The sequence below is a fragment of the Rhodococcoides fascians A44A genome, assembly GCF_000760735.1.
Lineage (GTDB): Bacteria > Actinomycetota > Actinomycetes > Mycobacteriales > Mycobacteriaceae > Rhodococcoides > Rhodococcoides fascians_E.
The window spans coordinates 241,185-258,221 of record NZ_JMEX01000007.1 but is presented as its reverse complement, the minus strand read 5'-3'; the positions used below and the strand labels follow the sequence as shown (position 1 = coordinate 258,221).

Sequence of the window (17,037 nt, the reverse complement as noted above, 5' to 3'; positions counted from 1 at the left end):
CTATTCCGCCCATGCCGCGACGTTGATTTCGTCGGCTGCGACGATGTCCTGCTCGGCGTACCTGGTGGCGCACTCGTTCAGAGTCACGTTCAGGCCTGCTAGTCCCGAGACCAGCTCACCGGCGGAGGCAACGAAGTTGCTCAGAATACCGAGTATCGCAGCGGTGCCCACACCGCCGTCGACGGCACCGGGAATCGACGGTGCGACCTCGTCGACTCTCGTCGCAGCGTCCCGCACGTACCCCGCCTGCAGACGAATTTCCTCGTGATCGACGACGATGCTCATGATGCACGCGCCTTATCCGGCACGACGACGTCGAGCAGCACCAGATCGAAGTGGGCGACCTCTTCGATCGCAGGCAGAAAGGTGATCGGAACCACGATCCACGGCTGGTCCCTGCCCATGCACGTGTGCAAACGATCGAGTGCCGAGTAGACCAGAAGCGCAGACCTGCCGTCGCGCGTGTCATTGATCAACACACGTGCATCCGACGGGTCCGAAACTTGTTCTGCGCACGGCACATACAACACCGGTGGATAATCTGACGGAATTTTCACGAAACGTCCTCCCCTGCTCCGGTGTGAAAACCGGTCCTACAGATTCAGACGCAACGAGTTGTGAATCGGTTCCACTGTCCGACGGATACCATCGGTGGGTATGGAACCTCAGAGTTACTCGTCCGGCGAGCGAGTGTTCGGGCCACCCCGCGGGACGTTCGACGCGGACTGGGCCGCCACCGCCCTTCGATCGAACGTGCCGGGTCTGGACTTCGCGACGTCGGTTCGGGTGATGGAGTATGCGTGGGAGCTAGTGCAGTCGCGTGACCTGCGCGGAGCCACGCTCGCCGACGCACTGAGTGACTCGACTGCCGTGAGTGTCGATTCCGACCTCGCTCGCGCAGCCGCGGCGGTGGCAACCGAAATTGCGGAGTTCTACCTCGACAGAGACTGATCGGCCAGGACATACCGCGACGCGACGACGCCGTGACTGAACTCCTCCCGCCCGACGAGCTCGAGTTCGACGCGCTCCGCCAGCCCGGCGAACAGGGTCGGCCCTCGACCGACCACAACAGGGTGAACGACGAACTCGTATTCGTCGATCAGTCCCATGTCGGCGAGTGCGAGTGGCAGTTGCACCCCGCCGGTGAAGATGCCGTTACCCGGCTCGTTCTTGAGTCGCCGGACGGTTTCCTCGATGTCACCGTCGACTATCTCAGCGTTCCAGTCCACCGATGCCAGCGTGCTCGTGACGACGTACTTTCTGCTTTCGCTGATGCTCTGCGCAAACGGCGCTGTCCACTCCGGCATGTCGGGTGAGGGTCGTCTCCACGCCGATTCCATCATTTCGTACGTCGTCCTCCCGAACAGCAATGCATCAGCACGAGCGATGCTCTGCGCCGCGTGCAGGTGCAGATCCTCGGACGGGCGTGCGAAGTTGTGGTCGACGCATCCGTCGAGCGAGACATTGATGGAGTACCGCAGAGGTCGCATTCGGTGAATCTACCGGCTCACATGCCACGCTGCCGCACAATCGCTTTCGCTCGTGACAGGACCGGGCGGTCGTTGTCGATCTGGGGTGAAACCCCGCGACAAGGGCACCGGTGATCGGTCGCGGACGCCATTCAGTGCTGCTGCCAACCCCCGATTGAACAGACGTAGGGCAGACCGTCTCTCGCACACGTTGTAGGTTCTCGCACACGTTGCATCCTGTGCGCGGAGCTGAAAGATGTGCGAGAACTGAGACCAGCAGACGTAGGCACGATCACCGCCGCGTTTCCGTGCCGTCTGCCGCTACCTAGGACCCTCGGCTTGAATGCCGCCGGCGTTTGCCTCGTCCACGTCATTTGTCGAAGTGAAGAACTTGTTGAATACAACCTTCATCTCCTCGACGACGTCGATATGACTCTGCAACACGTCGACCATGTTGTTCTCGCCGCCTACAGCCTTTTTGGCGAAGATGTCCTGCAGTTGAAGGCCCATGTCGAAGTCACCCCAGCCGCTGATACTGACCAAGCTGCGCGCCTGCCGCTGATGCTGCTGAAGCTTGTGAACGTATTCATCACACGCGCGGGAGCACGCTTCAGCAGCTTCGGAATTCAAGTACAGATCGCCCACCTCAGCCGCCACCGCGAGTGCCTGCCAGTAAGTCGCCGGTCCGCTCGGGTCTGCCATACAAGTCTCCTAACGATGTGCGGCGGGAATAGCCGCCTCCAGGTCACGCGCGTGGGTAAGGACGATCTCGCACGCATCGACACCGTCGGCCTTCTCATACAGGGTGGTGAACAACACGACACCCGGCGATGTATCAACGACAATGTTGCAATCCCGAATAGCCGCTCCGAACTCGGTTACATACAGGTACGCGTCACGTCCGGCTAATTCAAGATCCCGACCTTCGCTGTTAGCAGGCTTCGTGCGGGCTTCATCCACCGTGTGGTCAACTGACGACATCACGGTCAACGCGTACGCGGCATCAAGACCACCCCGAGGCATGAACTCGCACCTATCCCAGTCCGGGACTTCGATGCCCTTTGCCCACCCCTCGACGCGATATTCCGGATCCAAGCCCGTTGCGGCGATTGCTTCTGGCGTGATGCTGCACGGATCCCAGCGCTCAGCAGCGACAGGGCTGCCCTCGACACCCTCACCGCATCCGGCAAGCAGACCCAACAAAGCCATCGATGCCGCTATCCGTGTACGCACCCGACCCCCTCGATCACGTCGATCACGTCGATCAACAGATTAGACGCAGCGACCATCGAAATGGTTCCAGTCGGGCTCCACCAACAGGCCAGGTGTCACGCACTCAACGACTAATTCGCCGACGGTGGTTTCACGAGCCGGCTCTGCCCTCGAGCCACCCCCTGTCAATGGAGACGTGGTCGCCAGAGCATCTCTCGCACACGTTGTTGCTTCTCGCACACGTTGCATCCTGTGCGAGGAACTAGAGCCTGTGCGAGAACTCAGATCAGCCGACGCGGAGCCGCGCTTTCGCTGCATGGTCTCAACCGGTCGGCGCATTACCCGGCCAAGTCGCCGAGGCAAGGCTGGCGAGTTCGAAACCTTCATCGCAGAGGAATGCGGTGAGGACCGCTCCGGGGTGTCGCGTTGTCAGCGACGTGCAAACGGTGCTGCACCTCGGTGTAGTTCGGTCACCAGTGCAGCGGGGTCGTCGACATACATGCTGATACGTCTGATGGACGAGGCCTTGCGATGCTTTGGGAGCAAGGCTGGTAACCGAACTGAAATCGATTGGGCAAGCACAATATCGACGTTCGTACCGTCGACGTTGGGAAGATGCAATCGGCTCTCTGTGGCAATGGGGGTGGTTTCGCAGAACCGCCGCGACAGGGCTGCGGACGCGATGGAGCAACGCTCGATCGCGGCGATAGTCGAACCGGATTGCCGCACAACGAAATGAGTGTCGGTCAAATAGTGCGGACGGACTCGGTGGATTGCCAGATAGCCGAACACCGCGAACAAGGACCACACTGACAGCACCGCGAGTGCGATACGCAGCCACATCCATGGAAGAACGACATGAAGCACACAGATCTCTACGACGGTGACCACGCCGAAGGCAGCCGGTAGCGTCATGGTCCCGCGGTTCGACCGGAACACCAGCGCACCCGGCTCGACGTCAGCTACGCGGCCCCTGATCCACAACCACAGAGACGTGTAGGCGCGAACCTCCGCCAGAATCATCGGCCAGAATGACGAGTTCTCGGCCGTAGCGACCACCGCCGCTCTTGCATCCTCCCCGTCGCGACGGCGGGCCCGGTAGGTCGTCATCAGACCGAGCATCACGATAATGGCCAAGGGAAGTTCGACGGTGGCGAACAACAGCACGGCCTGCCCTGGCCCGAGGACTCCGGTCGCCAGGAGGATCGCATCGACAGCCAAGACAGTTGCTGCAAGCGCTTGCATGGATCGGTGGAAACTCTTCGAGGCTAATACCTTCATGAGGCGCCCTTTACAGAGCTTGACTTGCTCACGAGCGCACGTTGGACTCGGGAGACCACCTCGCGTTGAGCCGGGTCGGGGATGATCGCGTCGAGTGGGATCGGCATGCCTGTTTCACCCGACTGTGTGGTGTCGAATTCTCTGCTTGAGAATGGATCTGCCTCCTCGAACCAGGCCATCAACGTACGCGACAAACGTTCGATCATCGGTTCCGCCGAATCCAGTGACTTCCCCTCCAGACTCGACCATTCGGACAGAAGTTCGGCGTACCGGGAACGCTGCTCGTCGTCGGCGATCGACGCCGCGTAGAACGACAGAAATTCCTGCGGTGCCTTACCCGAGATGGCGAGTACCTCAAGCAAGTCACGCTCTCGCTCGAGCGCTGTGCGGACCGCAGGCGTCGGGGCGGATTCGAGAGCGCCGGCCAACAGTCCGGCGACCTTCGGAGGGAGCGCGGAGAGCGGCCGACCGCTCTCGACGTCGTCGACCATCGAGGAAAGCTTGATCAGCCGCTGTGTCAGTTTGGCGCGTTCGGCCTCGAGTGCTGCGACGAGTGCGCGTAGATCAGCGATTGTGTCGTCAGCACCCTCGATGTCAGAGGCGTCGCGCGCGAGAACCGCGGCAACCGATCCGAGCGGGACGCCGTTGGTCGCGAGCCAGCGAATGCGCATGAGCCGAACGACATCGTTCATCGTGTACTCGCGGTAGCCGTTCCCGCGCCGTTGAGGCTCGGCGAGGAGACCGAGGCGGTGGTAGTGACGCACCGTTCTCGGTGTGGTGTCGGCCGCGGTAGCGAGTTGCCCTATCTGCATGCCTTCAGTCTCAACCATGACCTAGCGTCAAGGTCAATGCCTGAATTCTGCCGCCCTACCCTGAGCCCACACACCACAACGCCCACCGGAGCTCACGTAGTTTCAACCGAGCCGACGCGTTGACTGGTTGAGACCAAGCTGCGTTTCCGTGCCGTCTGACGCTACCTAGGCCCCTCGACTTGAATGCCTCCAGCGTTTGCCTCGTCGACGTCATTCGTCGAAGTGAAGAACTTGTTGAAGACAACCTTCATTTCCTGGACGACGTCGATATGACTCTGCAACACGTCGACCATGTTGTTCTCGCCGCCATCGGCTTTGTCTGCGAAAACCTTCTGCAAGTGAAGTCCCATATTGAAGTCACCCCAGCCGGTAACGTTCCGAAGATCCCTAGCAGTTTTCTGATGCACCTTTAACTTTGCGATGTACTTGTCGCACGCTTCGTAGCAGGCGTGGGCAGCTTCCTCGTTCAGATACAACTGATTGTTGTCTGCAGCAACAGCCAGGGCCTTCCAATAGGTGACCGGTTCTCCAGGATTACTCATCGGGCCCCCTACTTCGGTGCGGCCGGAACCGCAGACTCCAGATCGTTGACGTGCCTCTCGACTACTTCGCAGGCATCCACGCCGTCGTCCATCTCATACAGCGCAGTGAACACCACAACGCCTGGCGGGACATCGATAGCGATCTTGCAGTCTCTGAGCGCCTTACCGAACTCCGTAACGTACATGTAGGCATCGCGACCACCGATTGTTAGATCACGGCCGTCACGTTTGGAGGGGTCGGCACGGGCTTCGTCGAGCGTGTGCTCAATCGATGACATCACGCTCAGTCCGTAAGGCGAATTCGCGCCCCCTGGAGCACTGAACACGCACCGCGCCCAGTCCGGAACCTCGATACCGCGACCCCATCCTTCCTGACGGGTGGAGTTGTCCAACCCAGTTGCGTCCACCGCTTCTGGGGTGATGCTGCACGGATCCCAGCGTTCAGCAGCCACGGGACTGCCCTCGACACCCCCACCGCATCCGGCAAGCAGAGCCAACAAAGCCACCAGCGTCGCTATCCGTCTACGCACCCGACCCCCTCGATCACGTCGATCAACAGGTTAGACGCATCGACCATCGAAACGGTTCCACTTGACCGCAGTGCGGTGACCTACAGGTCGGCCGGTCGTGCGAGGGATCTGACTGTCGACTCGGATGCTCGATACCCTGCCTCGTACATCCATGGCCAGTCGGCGAAATCCTCCGGGTCGACGACGAGGGACTCGATCCCGCCGTTGCCGAGCCGTTTCGGCCGATTCGCCGGGTGGGACGGGAAGTCCTCCATTAGATACTCACGCTGAAGACTTTGCCGAAAGATCAGCCACGTCTCGGGAGTGAAGCCAACAGCTTCCGCCCTCTTGGCAAGATCGATCCACGCGACGATGTTGGTGTAGCCGCCGTCGAGGATGTGTTGCCTCGTCGCGATCATCGCGAAGGTCCCGTACCAGATCGGCGGGTAGTCGAGCAGGGTTCGGCACCACCGTCGCCTGCGTTCCGGCGGGATCGGGCTCCACTTCGCTTGTGCCTCAGCAAGTCCGTATGGATCAGACATGATTCACCTCGTCCCGGAGGTTCGGTACCTCCATCGACTTGCTCGCCGACGGTCGTCGGTCGAGCCGGTTCTTCCCCTGGGGCACCCCTGTCGATGGAGACGGGGTTGCCGGACAGTCGGCCAGGTACCGCGTGACTGCCACTCTTGAACCTGCATCCGACGATACTCGCTTTGGTCGTCGACCGACCAGCTCTACCTCGTCGTCCGACGCGTGCGCTGAATGAACGTCTCGAACCGGTCATGTGCGACGTCGACCTACGGCAGGAAGGGAATACCGTTTAGCGACGGTAGTACGAACAGACCTTGGAGCGACGATGCATGATTCGAGCCACGCCCGAACGGTTCCACTGTGCAGTGGGACGCGCAGCGAAGGGCCGCATCCCCGTCGAAGTGAATGAGGATGCGGCCCTTCGTTGGACAGAACTTCAGATCAGCCCAGCAGTTGCTGCATGGTGTCGATTTCTTGCTGCTGCGTGTCGACGATCGTGCGGGCCATCTGCTGCGCGTCCGGGTTGGATCCGTTCGCGATCTCGGCTTGCGCCATGTCGATCGCACCGGTGTGGTGAGCGATCATCATCGTCAACCACTGCCGATCGAACTCCGCACCCGTCAGGCCGGCCAAGGCATCCATGTCCTGTTGGGTCATCATGCCCATGCCCGAGCCGTGATCCATGCCGCCCATGGTGCCCATGTCCCCCGAGGGTGCGGGCTGACCCCACTCGGCCAGCCAGCTCGTCAGCTGGTCCATCTCGGGCTGCTGCGCGGCAGCGATCGCCGACGCCAACGCCTGCACGTCCGGGTTGTCGCTACGGCCTTGCACCATCTCCGCCATCTCGACTGCCTGTGCGTGGTGTGGGTACATCATCCGCGCGAACATCACGTCGGCATCGTTGAACTGAGCCGACGCACTCGTCGGCATCGGCGACATAGGCGCGGACGACATCGACGTCATCGAATGCCCGTCCATCGATGAATCGGGCGAGGTGTCACTACAGCCGCTCAGCAGGAACGCGCCGACGGTGGCAGCGGCGATCGAGGCGGCAATCTTGGTATACATGTGAAACTCCTTGCAAGAGTAAGTAGAACAGGGAATCAGATCCGCCGGTAGACGCTCGTCGACCGGGCTCCCTGTCACACTCGCAAGGTCACCGATTTGTCCAACACCCACAATGTCCATGGAGGAGCTCGCTCCTGAGTCGAGTCGATGCGCATGTGGCGCCACTCCGTCGATATCGGCGACAGGTCGATCTCACCGCTCGTCGCCGGGTCGGTCAGCGCAGACCACGACACCGTGGTGCCCATGCAGGGGTGCATCATCTGATGCGCCGACGGGCAGTCATGCTCGCTGAATGCGACAGGAACCGAGCCGTCGACGGCGTCCGACGCCACCATCGAGCCATGATCGCCGATCATCGATCCAGACGCCGACAGAACCGGCGTCACAGAATGCATCAGCAGCACCCCGAACACCACCAGGGCAATCAGAAGTCCAGTCGAGGCTGCGCCTCGTCCACGGAAGCCGACTGACTGCATGCCATCGACGATAGCAACATATACCCCCAGGGGGTAGCGCCGCTGGTCTCGTGGTGCACCCCACGGATCGGCAGCTGGTTAGTCTCGAACCCATGACACCTGCCGACAACTCCGCGAAGGTTGTCGAAGCGCTGACCGACGACATCGGTGACACCGAGCTCGACGCGCGCCTCGCCGAGCTCGGTGTCGATGCCGCAACACGGGCGTCAGCACTGCTGCGCTCCCGTGCGATGCGAGAGGAGGTAAGTCGGCTCCGCCGGCGAGAGCACGAGCTGGGCACCCTGTTCGCCAGCGCCCGCGACTTGGCAGAAGTGCGCGACATCGACGGACTGCTCGAACGCTTGGTCTCGCGTGCGCACGACATGATGGGGAGCGACGTCACGTACCTGTCCGAGTTCGACTCGGGCACCCGGGACCTCCACGTTCGCAAGACGATCGGATCCGTCACCCCTCAGTTTCGACGCCTTCGAGTGCCGGCAGGCATGGGGCTCGCCAGCCGGATCGCCGATTCGCGCAGCGCGCAATGGGTTCAGCGTTACAGCGAGTACGACGAGGGGACCCACGACACCGACATCGACGACGCCGTTCACGGCGAAGGCATCGTGTCGATCCTCGGCGTGCCGATGCTCTCCGACGGCCGTGTTCTCGGCGTGTTGTTCTCCGCTACACGTCAGGAACATGTCTTCGCGCCGGAGCAGATCGCGATGCTGTCCGCGCTGGCCGACCACGCGTCGATCGTGCTGCAGACCGCGAACACGCTGGCGCAGCTTCGAGCGTCGGAAGAGGAGGCCCGCACTGCACTTCGCACGTTGACCGAGCACGTCGCCGTGCGCGACCGTTCCAACACCGTGCATCAAGAATTGGTGCAGGCTGTGCTCGTCGGCGGCGGATTCAGCCAAGTGGCAACCACATTGGCGCGGGCGCTGGGACGCTACGTCACCATCGTCGATGCCGATCTGCGCATTTTGGCGTCGTCGGAGGAGTCAGCGCACATCTCGGCCATCGTCAGCATGGGAAGCGCCGCCCACCGGGCGGTGGAACAGAGCCGCGCGACCGGTCATTGCTCCTACGTCGACAGTACGTCGTCGGACATCCAGGTCGTCGCTGCGGTCACGGCCGGCGAGTTGTATTTCGGCGCGGTCCTACTCAGCCCGGGCGAGCTGGAACTCGGTCCTGTCGACGACCGCACCATCGAACGCGCCGCCCAGGTGGCGGCTTTGCTCACCCTGCAGCAGAACGCCGTCGCCGACGCCGACCAACGTGTTCGACACGAGATCATCGCCGACGTTCTGGACCCGTCGCCCGAACGTCGCCGCGATCTCGACCGTCGTGCTCGCGCTCATGGCGTCGACTCCTCCACCCTGGACACGGTTCTCGTCATCACCACGTCTCGATCGCGTAGTACCGCAACGTCACTCGTTGCCCAGCACTTTCGGAACGGATTGGTCAGCGAGTACTCGGATGTACTGGTCGCGGTGATCCACAGTTCCGACCGCATCGCCAGCGCGACCGAGGTGCGACGCATCCTCCTCAGCGGCGGTGTGCCGGATGTCCGTGTCATCGTGCCCCCGCCCGCACCGTCGGTCGATGTCCTGTCGGACAGATTCGACGTCGCACACCGAACTGCTCGACTGCTCGACGCACTCGGCATCGACGACGGTGTCGTCACAACCGAGTCGTTCCACCCCTACATGGTGATGTTCGGGTCGGATCCGGAGGCCGTGCACTCGTTCATCGACCACACGATCGGGTCGGTGATCACCTACGACGCCGAACACGGGACGGACCTCGTCGCGACGCTGCGCGCATTCGTGCGCAACGAGTCGAGTCCGACCAAGACCGCTCGTGCGTTGAGCTATCACACGAACACGATCCTGCAGAGACTGGAGCGACTCCGTCTGTTGTTGGGCGACGGCTGGCGGGACGACGAAGCGCTGTTCCGTATTTCCACTGCAGTCCGGCTGGACGCCCTGAGAGCCGCGCGCCTGCGATAGCTGTGTGCTTTCAGCACACCGATAGTCCGGATCGATGGGTCAATGACACATATCGCACGTCACACTATGCCCGTAGCGTTCGAGTTCGATACATCAGAGACGAACGCGTGGAGGATGAAGTGCCCGTCAGCAGCCGAATTCCAGGTTTCAAGGACTTGTCGCCGCTGGAGCGTCGCCGCGTCGTCGCCGAGCGCACCGACCTGCCGGAGACCGCGCTCGAGCCGCTGGATCCTACGGCGGGCCTGTCCGTCGAGCAGGCCGATCACATGGTCGAGAACGTCGTCGGCGTCCTCGGCATCCCCGTCGGCATCGCCACGAACGTCATGGTGAACGACAGTGAATACCTCGTCCCGATGGCCACCGAGGAGCCGTCCGTCGTCGCGGCCGCCAGCAATGCCTCCCGCATGACACGTCCGCACGGTGGATTCTTCGTCTCCCACACCGGGCCGGTCATGCAGGCGCAGATTCAGTTGCTCGACGTGCAGGACCCCGAGGCAGCTCGTCTGCGCATCCTCGAAGCGCGCGAGGAGATCCTCGAACTGTCCAACGCTCAGGATCCGACGCTGGTGAAGTTCGGTGGTGGTGCTCGCGATCTCACCGTCCGTGTCCTGCCCACCCGTACCGGAGTGCACGTCGTCGTGCACATCGTCGTCGACGTTCGAGATGCCATGGGCGCCAACGCCGTCAACACGATGGCCGAGGCAATTGCACCACGCGTGGCCACCATTGCGGGCGGTAGGCCACTGCTGCGCATCCTGACCAACAAGGCCGACCAGCGCATCGTGCGGGCTCGCGCAGTCTTCGACCGCGACCTACTGGGCGGCGAGGAGGTCGTGGACAATATCGTTCATGCGTCGGCCTTCGCCGAGGCGGATCCCTACCGAGCAGCAACACACAACAAAGGCATCATGAACGGCATCAGCGCCGTCGTACTCGCGACGGGCAACGACACCCGCGCCGTCGAGGCGGGCTGCCACTCCCATGCGGTCGGTGCCGACGGTCGCTACACCGCCCTGTCCCACTTCGAGAAGACAGCCGACGGGCACCTGTCCGGAACGCTGGAGGTTCCCATGGCGGTCGGCCTCGTCGGCGGCGCGACGAAAGCGCATCCGGTGGCCAGGACCTCGATCGAGATCCTGGGCGTCACGTCTGCGACCGAGTTGGCCGAAGTCATCGTCGCGGTAGGGCTGGCTCAGAACCTCGGCGCGTGCCGCGCATTGTCGGCTGAGGGAATCCAGCAGGGCCACATGCGGCTTCACGCCCGCACCATTGCCGTCACCGCGGGGGCGACGGCCGCCGAGCTGGACGACGTCGTCCAGCGGCTCATCGGGGACCGCTCGATCCGCGTCGAGCACGCCGAGAAGGTGCTGGGCGAGCTCCGAAACGGCAGCTTGGTATGAGCCTTCCCCGTCCCGACGTGCACCGCGACTCGGCACTGCCGAACTCGGTCCGCGTCTACGAAGTCGGCCCACGTGACGGTCTCCAAGCCGAGACGACGATGGTCCCGACGGCAACGAAGGCCGAATTCTGTCGTCGACTCGTCGCCGCGGGCATCACAAACCTCGAGCTGACGAGCTTCGTCTCCCCGCGCTGGGTGCCGCAACTCGCCGACGCCGAGGAATTGATGGCGAGTCTGGAATTACCGTCGTCGATCCGGCAGCTCGTGCTGGCGCCCAACGCACGCGGCCTCGATCGTGCTCTGTCCGCCGGTGCCACCGAGATCGCCGTCTTCGTCAGTGCCACCGAAACTTTCGCGGCCAAGAACCTCGGAACAACCGTCGCCGACGCCTTGTCGTCGGCCGCCACCGTCGTCGAGGGTGCTACTGCAGGTGGTGCCGCGACGCGCGGTTACATCTCGATGTGTTTCGGTGATCCGTGGGAAGGCGCCGTCGACGTCGAACGCGTCGCCGATATCGCGGAAAGCCTGATTCAGATGGGCGTCGGGACGCTGTCACTCGGTGACACCATCGGTGTCGCGACACCCGGTCACGTCCATGCAATTCTGAATGCTGTTCTTGCACGGGGTATCTCCGTAGACCGAGTGGCGATGCATCTGCACGACACCTACGGTCAAGCCCTCGCCAACGTCTACGCGTCGCTGACGGCCGGTGTCACCGAGTTCGACTCGTCGGCCGGGGGCCTCGGCCGGTGCCCCTACGCCAAGGGCGCTACCGGCAACCTCGCCACCGAGGACCTGCTCTGGATGCTCGACGGCCTCGGCATCGAGACCGGCATCGATCTACATGCACTTGCCGAAGTTTCCGACTGGCTTGCCTCCGCGATGGGGCGGCCCAGTGACTCTTCCGTCGTGCGAGCGTTGTCCGCAGCGCGCGCCGATCACGCACTCTCCCCCACCCGCTGATCTCAGCCCCCGAAGGAAGCAACATGTCCAACACACCGAACCTCCCCGAGGTCGACACCAAGACCAAGAAGGAACGTCGTCACGCCGTCATCGGCAGCTCGGTCGGCACCATCATCGAGTGGTACGACTTCACTCTTTACGGCCTCGCATCGGCTCTGGTGTTCGCACCGCTGTTCTTCCCCGGCGCGGGCAGTTTCGCCGGAATGCTCGGTGCCTTCGCGGCGTTCGCGGTCGGGTTCGGAGCTCGGCCCATCGGAGGTCTGATCTTCGCGCACTACGGCGATCGCGTCGGACGCAAGATGACATTGCTGGTCACACTGATGATGATGGGTATCGCGACGACGTTCATCGGTCTGCTACCCACCGCCGATTCGATCGGCATCTGGGCACCGATCCTGCTGATCGTGCTCCGCATCTTCCAGGGCGCAGGAGCCGGTGCGGAATTCGCCGGTGCCATGACGATGGCCAGCGAATCCTCCGATCCTCAGCGCCGCGCCTACACTGCGGGCTTCCCGGGTGCGTCGGTCTATCTCGGAATGGCTCTGGCTACCACCACGTTCGCACTACTGACGTTGCTGCCGGACGAGCAATTTCTCGCCTGGGGCTGGCGAATCCCGTTCGTCGCGAGCGCAGTGATCGTCGCGTTCGCACTGTACTTCCGGCTGCGGGTCAGCGAGACAGCCGCATTCGAGGAAGCCGCCAAGGACGGCGCAGTGCAGAACTCGCCGCTCTCCGGTGCCGTGAAAAATCACTGGCGCATCCTCATCTGCGGTATGGCGCTGTTCACGTTCACCTTGCCGTGGGTCTACATCGTGCAGACCTTCTCGGTCTCCTACGTCACCGGCACACTGACCGTCGATCCCACAGCGGCTCTGGTCGCGCTGATCATCGCCGAGCTCCTCACCATCCCGACGACCCTGTACTTCGGTAAGCTCGCCGACCGCATCGGCCGCAAGCCAGTGCTTCTCGGTGCGGCAGTGTTCGGCATCGTGCTCGCGTTCCCGCTCTTCTGGCTGTACGGCACCGAGAACATCCTGCTCGTCGGTGTCGGCTTGGTCCTCGGCCTCGCCGTCATTCAGGGCGCCACCATCGGCGTTTCCGCTGCACTGCTCGCCGAGATCTTTCCGACGAACGCCCGGTGGAGTGGCATCGCCATCTCCCGTGAGATCCCCGCGGCTGCAGTCGGCGGCACGGCGCCTCTCGTCGCCACCGCACTCGTCGCTGCGTCGAGCGGAAGCCCCTGGCTCGTGGCCGCCTACCTGATGGGCCTGAGCATCATCGGCCTCGTCGGAATCGCCTTCCTTCCCGAAACTTTGCCGTCGAAGGTGCAGGACGACACACTGGATCCCATCATGGTGGCCGACGTCGAGCCCGTCGCTTGATCTGTAGTACCGATATAGAAAGAGTAGTTCTATGACTTTCCCTCAGGTAGGCAACGCAGGATCACTGTCCGGCGTGGTGGTGCTCGATCTCTCGCACGTTCTCGCCGGTGCCTACGCAGCGCAGATGTTCGCAGACTTCGGTGCGACGGTCGTCAAGATCGAGAATCCGACGGGTCCCGACGTGGCCCGCGGGTTCCCGCCCTACATGAAGACCGAGGACGACGAATTCTCCGCGTACTACGCCCAGTACAACCGCGGCAAGCTGGGCTTGACGCTGAATCTCGGCGCTGACGAGGGCAAGGCGGTTCTGAAGGACCTGGTCGCGAAGGCCGACGTGCTGATCGAGAACTTCCGGCCGGGTACCACCAAGAAGCTGGGCATCGACTACGACACCCTCGCCGAGATCAACCCGCGGCTGGTCTACCTGGCGATCTCCGGTTACGGCCAAACCGGTACGCGCAGTTCCTATCCTGCGTTCGACAACACCGCCCAGGCTGCAGGCGGTATGTGGTCGATGAACGGTCAGCTCGGCGAGGAACCGGTGCGCGTCGGGGTCACGATCGGTGATCTCTCCGCCACCATGTTCGGCGTGATCGGTGCACTCACCGCACTTCGGCACGCCGAGCGCACAGGCCAGGGCCAGCTCGTCGACGTCGCACAGGTGGACAGCATCTTCGCGATGACGGAAACTGCCGTCGTCGATTACACCGTCGACGGCAAGACCGCCGTGCCGTCGGGCAACAAGCACGCCTGGGTGCGACCGTACGAACTGTTCCCCTGCGCCGATGGCCAGGTGTTCTTCGGCGGCTACACCGACCGACTGTGGAACGCGAGTTGCGAGCTGTTCGGCACGCCGGAGGCCGCGACGGATCCCGAGATCGACACCATGCGCAAGCGTTTCGACCCCGAGGTCTACGAGCGTCGCGTCAAGCCGCTGATCATCAGCTGGTTCGACGGGCGCAAGCGCTCCGAACTGGAAGATCTTGCCGGTGCCGTCATTCCGCTGACCGCGATCAAGAACATCGGTGAGGTGGTGGAGGATCCGGGCACCGCCGAGCGGGACATGATCGTCGAGGCGGATTACGGCAAGTTCGGAACGCTGCGCATGTTCGGGCAGCCCATCAAACTCGGCGCGACGCCTGCCGATCCGGCCCGTCGGGCCAATTCGCTCGGTGAGCACACCGATCAGGTCCTCGCGGGTATGGCGGGGTACTCGGACGAGAAGATCTCCGATCTGCGTGCGGGTGGGGTCGTCTGATGGCGGTGGTCCGAACCGAGTCCCTGCGAATCGCGCCCGCGGCCGCCTATCGCGGCACCTTCGCGCCTCTCGCCGCAGAACCGAAGCCGACGGGTGAGCTCCCTCCGGGCTGGGAGGGAATCTACTTTCCGTTCGACTCCGCTCTCGCCGATCTCCGCCCCGATGGCTCCCCCGCCGACGACGGCGTCCTACCTGTCATCGACCTGCCGCGACGGATGTACGCCGGTGAAGACACTGTCTTTCATCGACCCCTGGCGTACGACGACGTCGTCGAGCAGCGAGTTCAGGCCGGCGCAGTCGTCGAGAAGGAGGGGCGAGGCGGGCGGCTGGTGTTCGCCGATGTCGAGAGAAGCTACCTCGTCGCCGGTGAGCTTGCGATCTCGAGCGTCTGGCACGACGTGTTCCTCGAGGCTGCGAAGCCCGGTGCTGTCGCGAAGCCGCCGGCACCAGCACCCGATGCGGAGTGGGCGTGGACGGAGTCCTTGACGCTCGATTCCCGCCAGCTGTTCCGGTTCTCGGCACTGACGTTCAACACACATCTCGTGCACTACGACCGGGATTGGGCTCGCGGCATCGAGGGTCTGCGGGACCTCCTGGTCCACGGACCTTTGGTGCGGATGTTGTTGCTCGACTTCGCTGTCCGATCGCAGCCGGGGATCCAGGTCGAGAGGTTCTCGCTCCAGATGCAGGCACCGGTCTTCGTGGACGCAGAGGTTCGATTGGTCGGGCGTGAAACCGATTCGGGTAGCGAGGTTCTGGTCGTGGACGCCCAGAGCGGTGTCCTGGCCCGGGGATTGGTGACCGCGCGTTAGTGGGCGTCTCCTTGGCCGCGTGGGATTTCAGCGCAGTTCATCACCGCCCCCGACGCGTGCGCTCAGCGAAACGGTCGAGTGCATAGAGGATTTCGTCCGCTTGCCAGACGCGGTTTCGTCGCCCCTTCGAGGTCTGATGGAGAACTTCCGCGCCGACGAGTCGATCGATAGCCCGCTGAGCCGCCATGTCGCTGACACCGAATGTCCTCTGCACGAAGGGGTTGTCGATTACCGGCTGTGCAATGAGAGCGTCGAGGAGGCTCCACACAACCGATTCGCCACGCGCAACGACGTTGACGCCGAACCGGTCTCGCACATCGGCGAGTTCGTCGACCAGCATCCTTCCGTTGGATACAGCGGCGAACGCCGCGGCATTCAACCGGCGAACGATCGGTTCGACATCGCCCTGTCGATATTCGTCGAGACTCGCAAAGTACGACGCAGTGTCGGCCAGCAGACCCGCGGACAGCGGCACTGTGACGCGTTCGACCACGTCTGCCCGACGAAGCATTGTATGTACCAACGACCTGCCGGTGCGGCCGTTGCCATCGGTGAACGGGTGGATGGTCTCGAACTGCGCGTGCGCGACGGCCACCTGAGGAAGAACGGGCAGATTAACTCTCGACGCGAACACGAAGAGGTCGTCCAAACAGGCCTCGAGTCGATCGTGATGCGGCGGAACGAATGCGGCGTGGTGGGGTCCGAAATTCGAACCACCGATCCAGACCTGCTGGGTTCGCCATTGCCCGGCGTCGGGATCGCCCGCCGGCTCCATCAGTGCCCTGTGCATGGCGAGCACGGATTCGGCAGACACCGTCGAACTCGCCGCCAGTGCGGCCTCCATCGCACGCACGTTGCCGCTGACAATCGATGCGTTCCGACTGGAGGGTGAACCCAGCTCGGCCAGCGCAAGGGACCGCGCGCCGACCGTGAGGTTCTCGATCTGCGACGAGGCCGCACTCTCGGATCTGAGCAAGATCGAACTCATCGGCGCCAACTCGGTCGACGAGCCGAGACGCTGCGATGCGTACTCGTCGAATCGGACAATTTCGCGCAGCGCGTCCTCGGATTCGGCCGAGACTTCATCGGTGAGTCGGAGTTCCAGATCGGCAATCCGCGGAGGCACCGCGGCCCGGTAGTCACCTGCATGCAGCTTGCGCTGCGTCCTGGATGCAGCAGCAGACAACAATTGCCATGGCCGATCTTCATAGCTGACAGCGGCCAGGCCCGAATATGCATCGTCGGCCATCGACCCACCATACCAAACTTTATTGGCTTATCGTTTGGTATGGACTCCGAAGTCTTCGCCTACGACAGCACCACCGACAC

At 63.0% G+C, this 17,037-nt stretch carries 20 protein-coding genes and 1 riboswitch; of the genes, 7 read left to right on the top strand and 13 right to left on the bottom strand.

The features are described 5' to 3' along the window. The gene (locus BH95_RS11580) at positions 1–285 is read right to left on the bottom strand and encodes a hypothetical protein (protein ID WP_020112966.1); all 285 of its coding nucleotides are present in this window, start codon (positions 283–285) and stop codon (positions 1–3) included. After that, positions 282–557, bottom strand: coding sequence for an SAV_915 family protein (locus tag BH95_RS11575; protein WP_230620828.1), 276 nt, complete (start codon positions 555–557; stop codon positions 282–284). The genes BH95_RS11580 and BH95_RS11575 overlap by 4 nt, the downstream gene beginning before the upstream one ends. 100 nt (positions 558–657) lie before the next feature. Between BH95_RS11575 and BH95_RS11570 the strand changes: the two genes are divergently transcribed. After that, entirely contained in the window at positions 658–951 is a 294-nt protein-coding gene (locus tag BH95_RS11570; RefSeq protein WP_019666748.1) for a hypothetical protein, read from the top strand. Here BH95_RS11570 and BH95_RS11565 read toward each other — a convergent pair. From BH95_RS11565 to BH95_RS11520, 10 genes are all read right to left on the bottom strand, one after another. Beyond that, positions 933–1,490 (bottom strand): dihydrofolate reductase family protein, encoded by a 558-nt coding sequence (locus BH95_RS11565; RefSeq protein WP_037182266.1) that lies wholly within the window; start codon positions 1,488–1,490, stop codon positions 933–935. The genes BH95_RS11570 and BH95_RS11565 overlap by 19 nt on opposite strands. 300 nt (positions 1,491–1,790) lie before the next feature. Then, positions 1,791–2,171, bottom strand: coding sequence for a hypothetical protein (locus tag BH95_RS11560; protein WP_037182263.1), 381 nt, complete (start codon positions 2,169–2,171; stop codon positions 1,791–1,793). Positions 2,172–2,180: 9 nt separating this feature from the next. Next, positions 2,181–2,678 carry a DUF3558 family protein gene (locus BH95_RS28280; protein WP_080738007.1) on the bottom strand — a complete coding sequence of 166 codons (498 nt, stop codon included), beginning with the start codon at positions 2,676–2,678 and terminating at the stop codon, positions 2,181–2,183. A gap of 432 nt (positions 2,679–3,110) precedes the next feature. Further along, the gene (locus BH95_RS27795) at positions 3,111–3,962 is read right to left on the bottom strand and encodes a hypothetical protein (RefSeq protein WP_231383908.1); all 852 of its coding nucleotides are present in this window, start codon (positions 3,960–3,962) and stop codon (positions 3,111–3,113) included. Further along, positions 3,959–4,792 (bottom strand): MerR family transcriptional regulator, encoded by an 834-nt coding sequence (locus BH95_RS11545; protein ID WP_037182261.1) that lies wholly within the window; start codon positions 4,790–4,792, stop codon positions 3,959–3,961. The genes BH95_RS27795 and BH95_RS11545 overlap by 4 nt, the downstream gene beginning before the upstream one ends. A 143-nt stretch (positions 4,793–4,935) precedes the next feature. Further along, positions 4,936–5,316, bottom strand: a complete 381-nt coding sequence (locus tag BH95_RS11540) for a hypothetical protein (RefSeq protein ID WP_037182260.1) — start codon at positions 5,314–5,316, stop codon at positions 4,936–4,938. Positions 5,317–5,324: 8 nt separating this feature from the next. Further along, the gene (locus BH95_RS28275; protein WP_244164936.1) at positions 5,325–5,768 is read right to left on the bottom strand and encodes a DUF3558 family protein; all 444 of its coding nucleotides are present in this window, start codon (positions 5,766–5,768) and stop codon (positions 5,325–5,327) included. Positions 5,769–5,926: 158 nt separating this feature from the next. Then, positions 5,927–6,367, bottom strand: coding sequence for a hypothetical protein (locus tag BH95_RS11530; protein ID WP_037182259.1), 441 nt, complete (start codon positions 6,365–6,367; stop codon positions 5,927–5,929). Positions 6,368–6,396: 29 nt separating this feature from the next. Then, a riboswitch (SAM riboswitch) is annotated at positions 6,397–6,517 on the bottom strand. Positions 6,518–6,797: 280 nt separating this feature from the next. Continuing rightward, a complete protein-coding gene (locus BH95_RS11525) occupies positions 6,798–7,424 on the bottom strand; it encodes a DUF305 domain-containing protein (RefSeq protein WP_037182256.1) in 627 nt (208 codons plus the stop codon). Between the two features lie 74 nt (positions 7,425–7,498). After that, positions 7,499–7,900 (bottom strand): DUF6153 family protein, encoded by a 402-nt coding sequence (locus BH95_RS11520; protein ID WP_037182254.1) that lies wholly within the window; start codon positions 7,898–7,900, stop codon positions 7,499–7,501. A 92-nt stretch (positions 7,901–7,992) separates the two neighbouring features. Here BH95_RS11520 and BH95_RS11515 point away from each other — a divergent pair, with 92 nt between their 5' ends. The 6 genes from BH95_RS11515 (at position 7,993) to BH95_RS11490 (ending at position 15,708) form a co-directional block, all read left to right on the top strand. Next, the gene (locus BH95_RS11515; RefSeq protein ID WP_020112951.1) at positions 7,993–9,894 is read left to right on the top strand and encodes a helix-turn-helix domain-containing protein; all 1,902 of its coding nucleotides are present in this window, start codon (positions 7,993–7,995) and stop codon (positions 9,892–9,894) included. Between the two features lie 119 nt (positions 9,895–10,013). Then, entirely contained in the window at positions 10,014–11,294 is a 1,281-nt protein-coding gene (locus BH95_RS11510; RefSeq protein WP_037182425.1) for a hydroxymethylglutaryl-CoA reductase, degradative, read from the top strand. After that, a complete protein-coding gene (locus BH95_RS11505; protein ID WP_037182250.1) occupies positions 11,291–12,256 on the top strand; it encodes a hydroxymethylglutaryl-CoA lyase in 966 nt (321 codons plus the stop codon). The genes BH95_RS11510 and BH95_RS11505 overlap by 4 nt, the downstream gene beginning before the upstream one ends. A gap of 23 nt (positions 12,257–12,279) precedes the next feature. After that, on the top strand, positions 12,280–13,638 hold the full coding sequence (locus tag BH95_RS11500) for an MFS transporter (protein ID WP_033187865.1): 1,359 nt from the start codon (positions 12,280–12,282) through the stop codon (positions 13,636–13,638). Between the two features lie 31 nt (positions 13,639–13,669). After that, a complete protein-coding gene (locus BH95_RS11495; protein ID WP_037182247.1) occupies positions 13,670–14,896 on the top strand; it encodes a CaiB/BaiF CoA transferase family protein in 1,227 nt (408 codons plus the stop codon). After that, positions 14,896–15,708, top strand: coding sequence for a hypothetical protein (locus tag BH95_RS11490; RefSeq protein WP_037182244.1), 813 nt, complete (start codon positions 14,896–14,898; stop codon positions 15,706–15,708). Before BH95_RS11495 ends, BH95_RS11490 begins: the two co-directional genes overlap by 1 nt. 40 nt (positions 15,709–15,748) lie before the next feature. Here the strand turns inward: BH95_RS11490 and BH95_RS11485 are convergent, their stop codons facing one another. Then, on the bottom strand, positions 15,749–16,957 hold the full coding sequence (locus tag BH95_RS11485; RefSeq protein WP_037182241.1) for a Fic family protein: 1,209 nt from the start codon (positions 16,955–16,957) through the stop codon (positions 15,749–15,751). Between the last annotated feature and the right edge of the window lie 80 nt (positions 16,958–17,037).

What these genes read in the sequence shown, in the direction of transcription:
- BH95_RS11580 (WP_020112966.1), bottom strand. Translation starts at nt 285, where the DNA reads ATGAGCATCGTCGTCGATCACGAGGAAATTCGTCTGCAGGCGGGGTAC.
- BH95_RS11570 (WP_019666748.1), top strand. Translation starts at nt 658, where the DNA reads ATGGAACCTCAGAGTTACTCGTCCGGCGAGCGAGTGTTCGGGCCACCC.
- BH95_RS11565 (WP_037182266.1), bottom strand. Translation starts at nt 1,490, where the DNA reads ATGCGACCTCTGCGGTACTCCATCAATGTCTCGCTCGACGGATGCGTC.
- BH95_RS11560 (WP_037182263.1), bottom strand. Translation starts at nt 2,171, where the DNA reads ATGGCAGACCCGAGCGGACCGGCGACTTACTGGCAGGCACTCGCGGTG.
- BH95_RS28280 (WP_080738007.1), bottom strand. Translation starts at nt 2,678, where the DNA reads ATGGCTTTGTTGGGTCTGCTTGCCGGATGCGGTGAGGGTGTCGAGGGC.
- BH95_RS27795 (WP_231383908.1), bottom strand. Translation starts at nt 3,962, where the DNA reads ATGAAGGTATTAGCCTCGAAGAGTTTCCACCGATCCATGCAAGCGCTT.
- BH95_RS11545 (WP_037182261.1), bottom strand. Translation starts at nt 4,792, where the DNA reads ATGGTTGAGACTGAAGGCATGCAGATAGGGCAACTCGCTACCGCGGCC.
- BH95_RS11540 (WP_037182260.1), bottom strand. Translation starts at nt 5,316, where the DNA reads ATGAGTAATCCTGGAGAACCGGTCACCTATTGGAAGGCCCTGGCTGTT.
- BH95_RS11530 (WP_037182259.1), bottom strand. Translation starts at nt 6,367, where the DNA reads ATGTCTGATCCATACGGACTTGCTGAGGCACAAGCGAAGTGGAGCCCG.
- BH95_RS11525 (WP_037182256.1), bottom strand. Translation starts at nt 7,424, where the DNA reads ATGTATACCAAGATTGCCGCCTCGATCGCCGCTGCCACCGTCGGCGCG.
- BH95_RS11520 (WP_037182254.1), bottom strand. Translation starts at nt 7,900, where the DNA reads ATGCAGTCAGTCGGCTTCCGTGGACGAGGCGCAGCCTCGACTGGACTT.
- BH95_RS11515 (WP_020112951.1), top strand. Translation starts at nt 7,993, where the DNA reads ATGACACCTGCCGACAACTCCGCGAAGGTTGTCGAAGCGCTGACCGAC.
- BH95_RS11505 (WP_037182250.1), top strand. Translation starts at nt 11,291, where the DNA reads ATGAGCCTTCCCCGTCCCGACGTGCACCGCGACTCGGCACTGCCGAAC.
- BH95_RS11500 (WP_033187865.1), top strand. Translation starts at nt 12,280, where the DNA reads ATGTCCAACACACCGAACCTCCCCGAGGTCGACACCAAGACCAAGAAG.
- BH95_RS11495 (WP_037182247.1), top strand. Translation starts at nt 13,670, where the DNA reads ATGACTTTCCCTCAGGTAGGCAACGCAGGATCACTGTCCGGCGTGGTG.
- BH95_RS11490 (WP_037182244.1), top strand. Translation starts at nt 14,896, where the DNA reads ATGGCGGTGGTCCGAACCGAGTCCCTGCGAATCGCGCCCGCGGCCGCC.
- BH95_RS11485 (WP_037182241.1), bottom strand. Translation starts at nt 16,957, where the DNA reads ATGGCCGACGATGCATATTCGGGCCTGGCCGCTGTCAGCTATGAAGAT.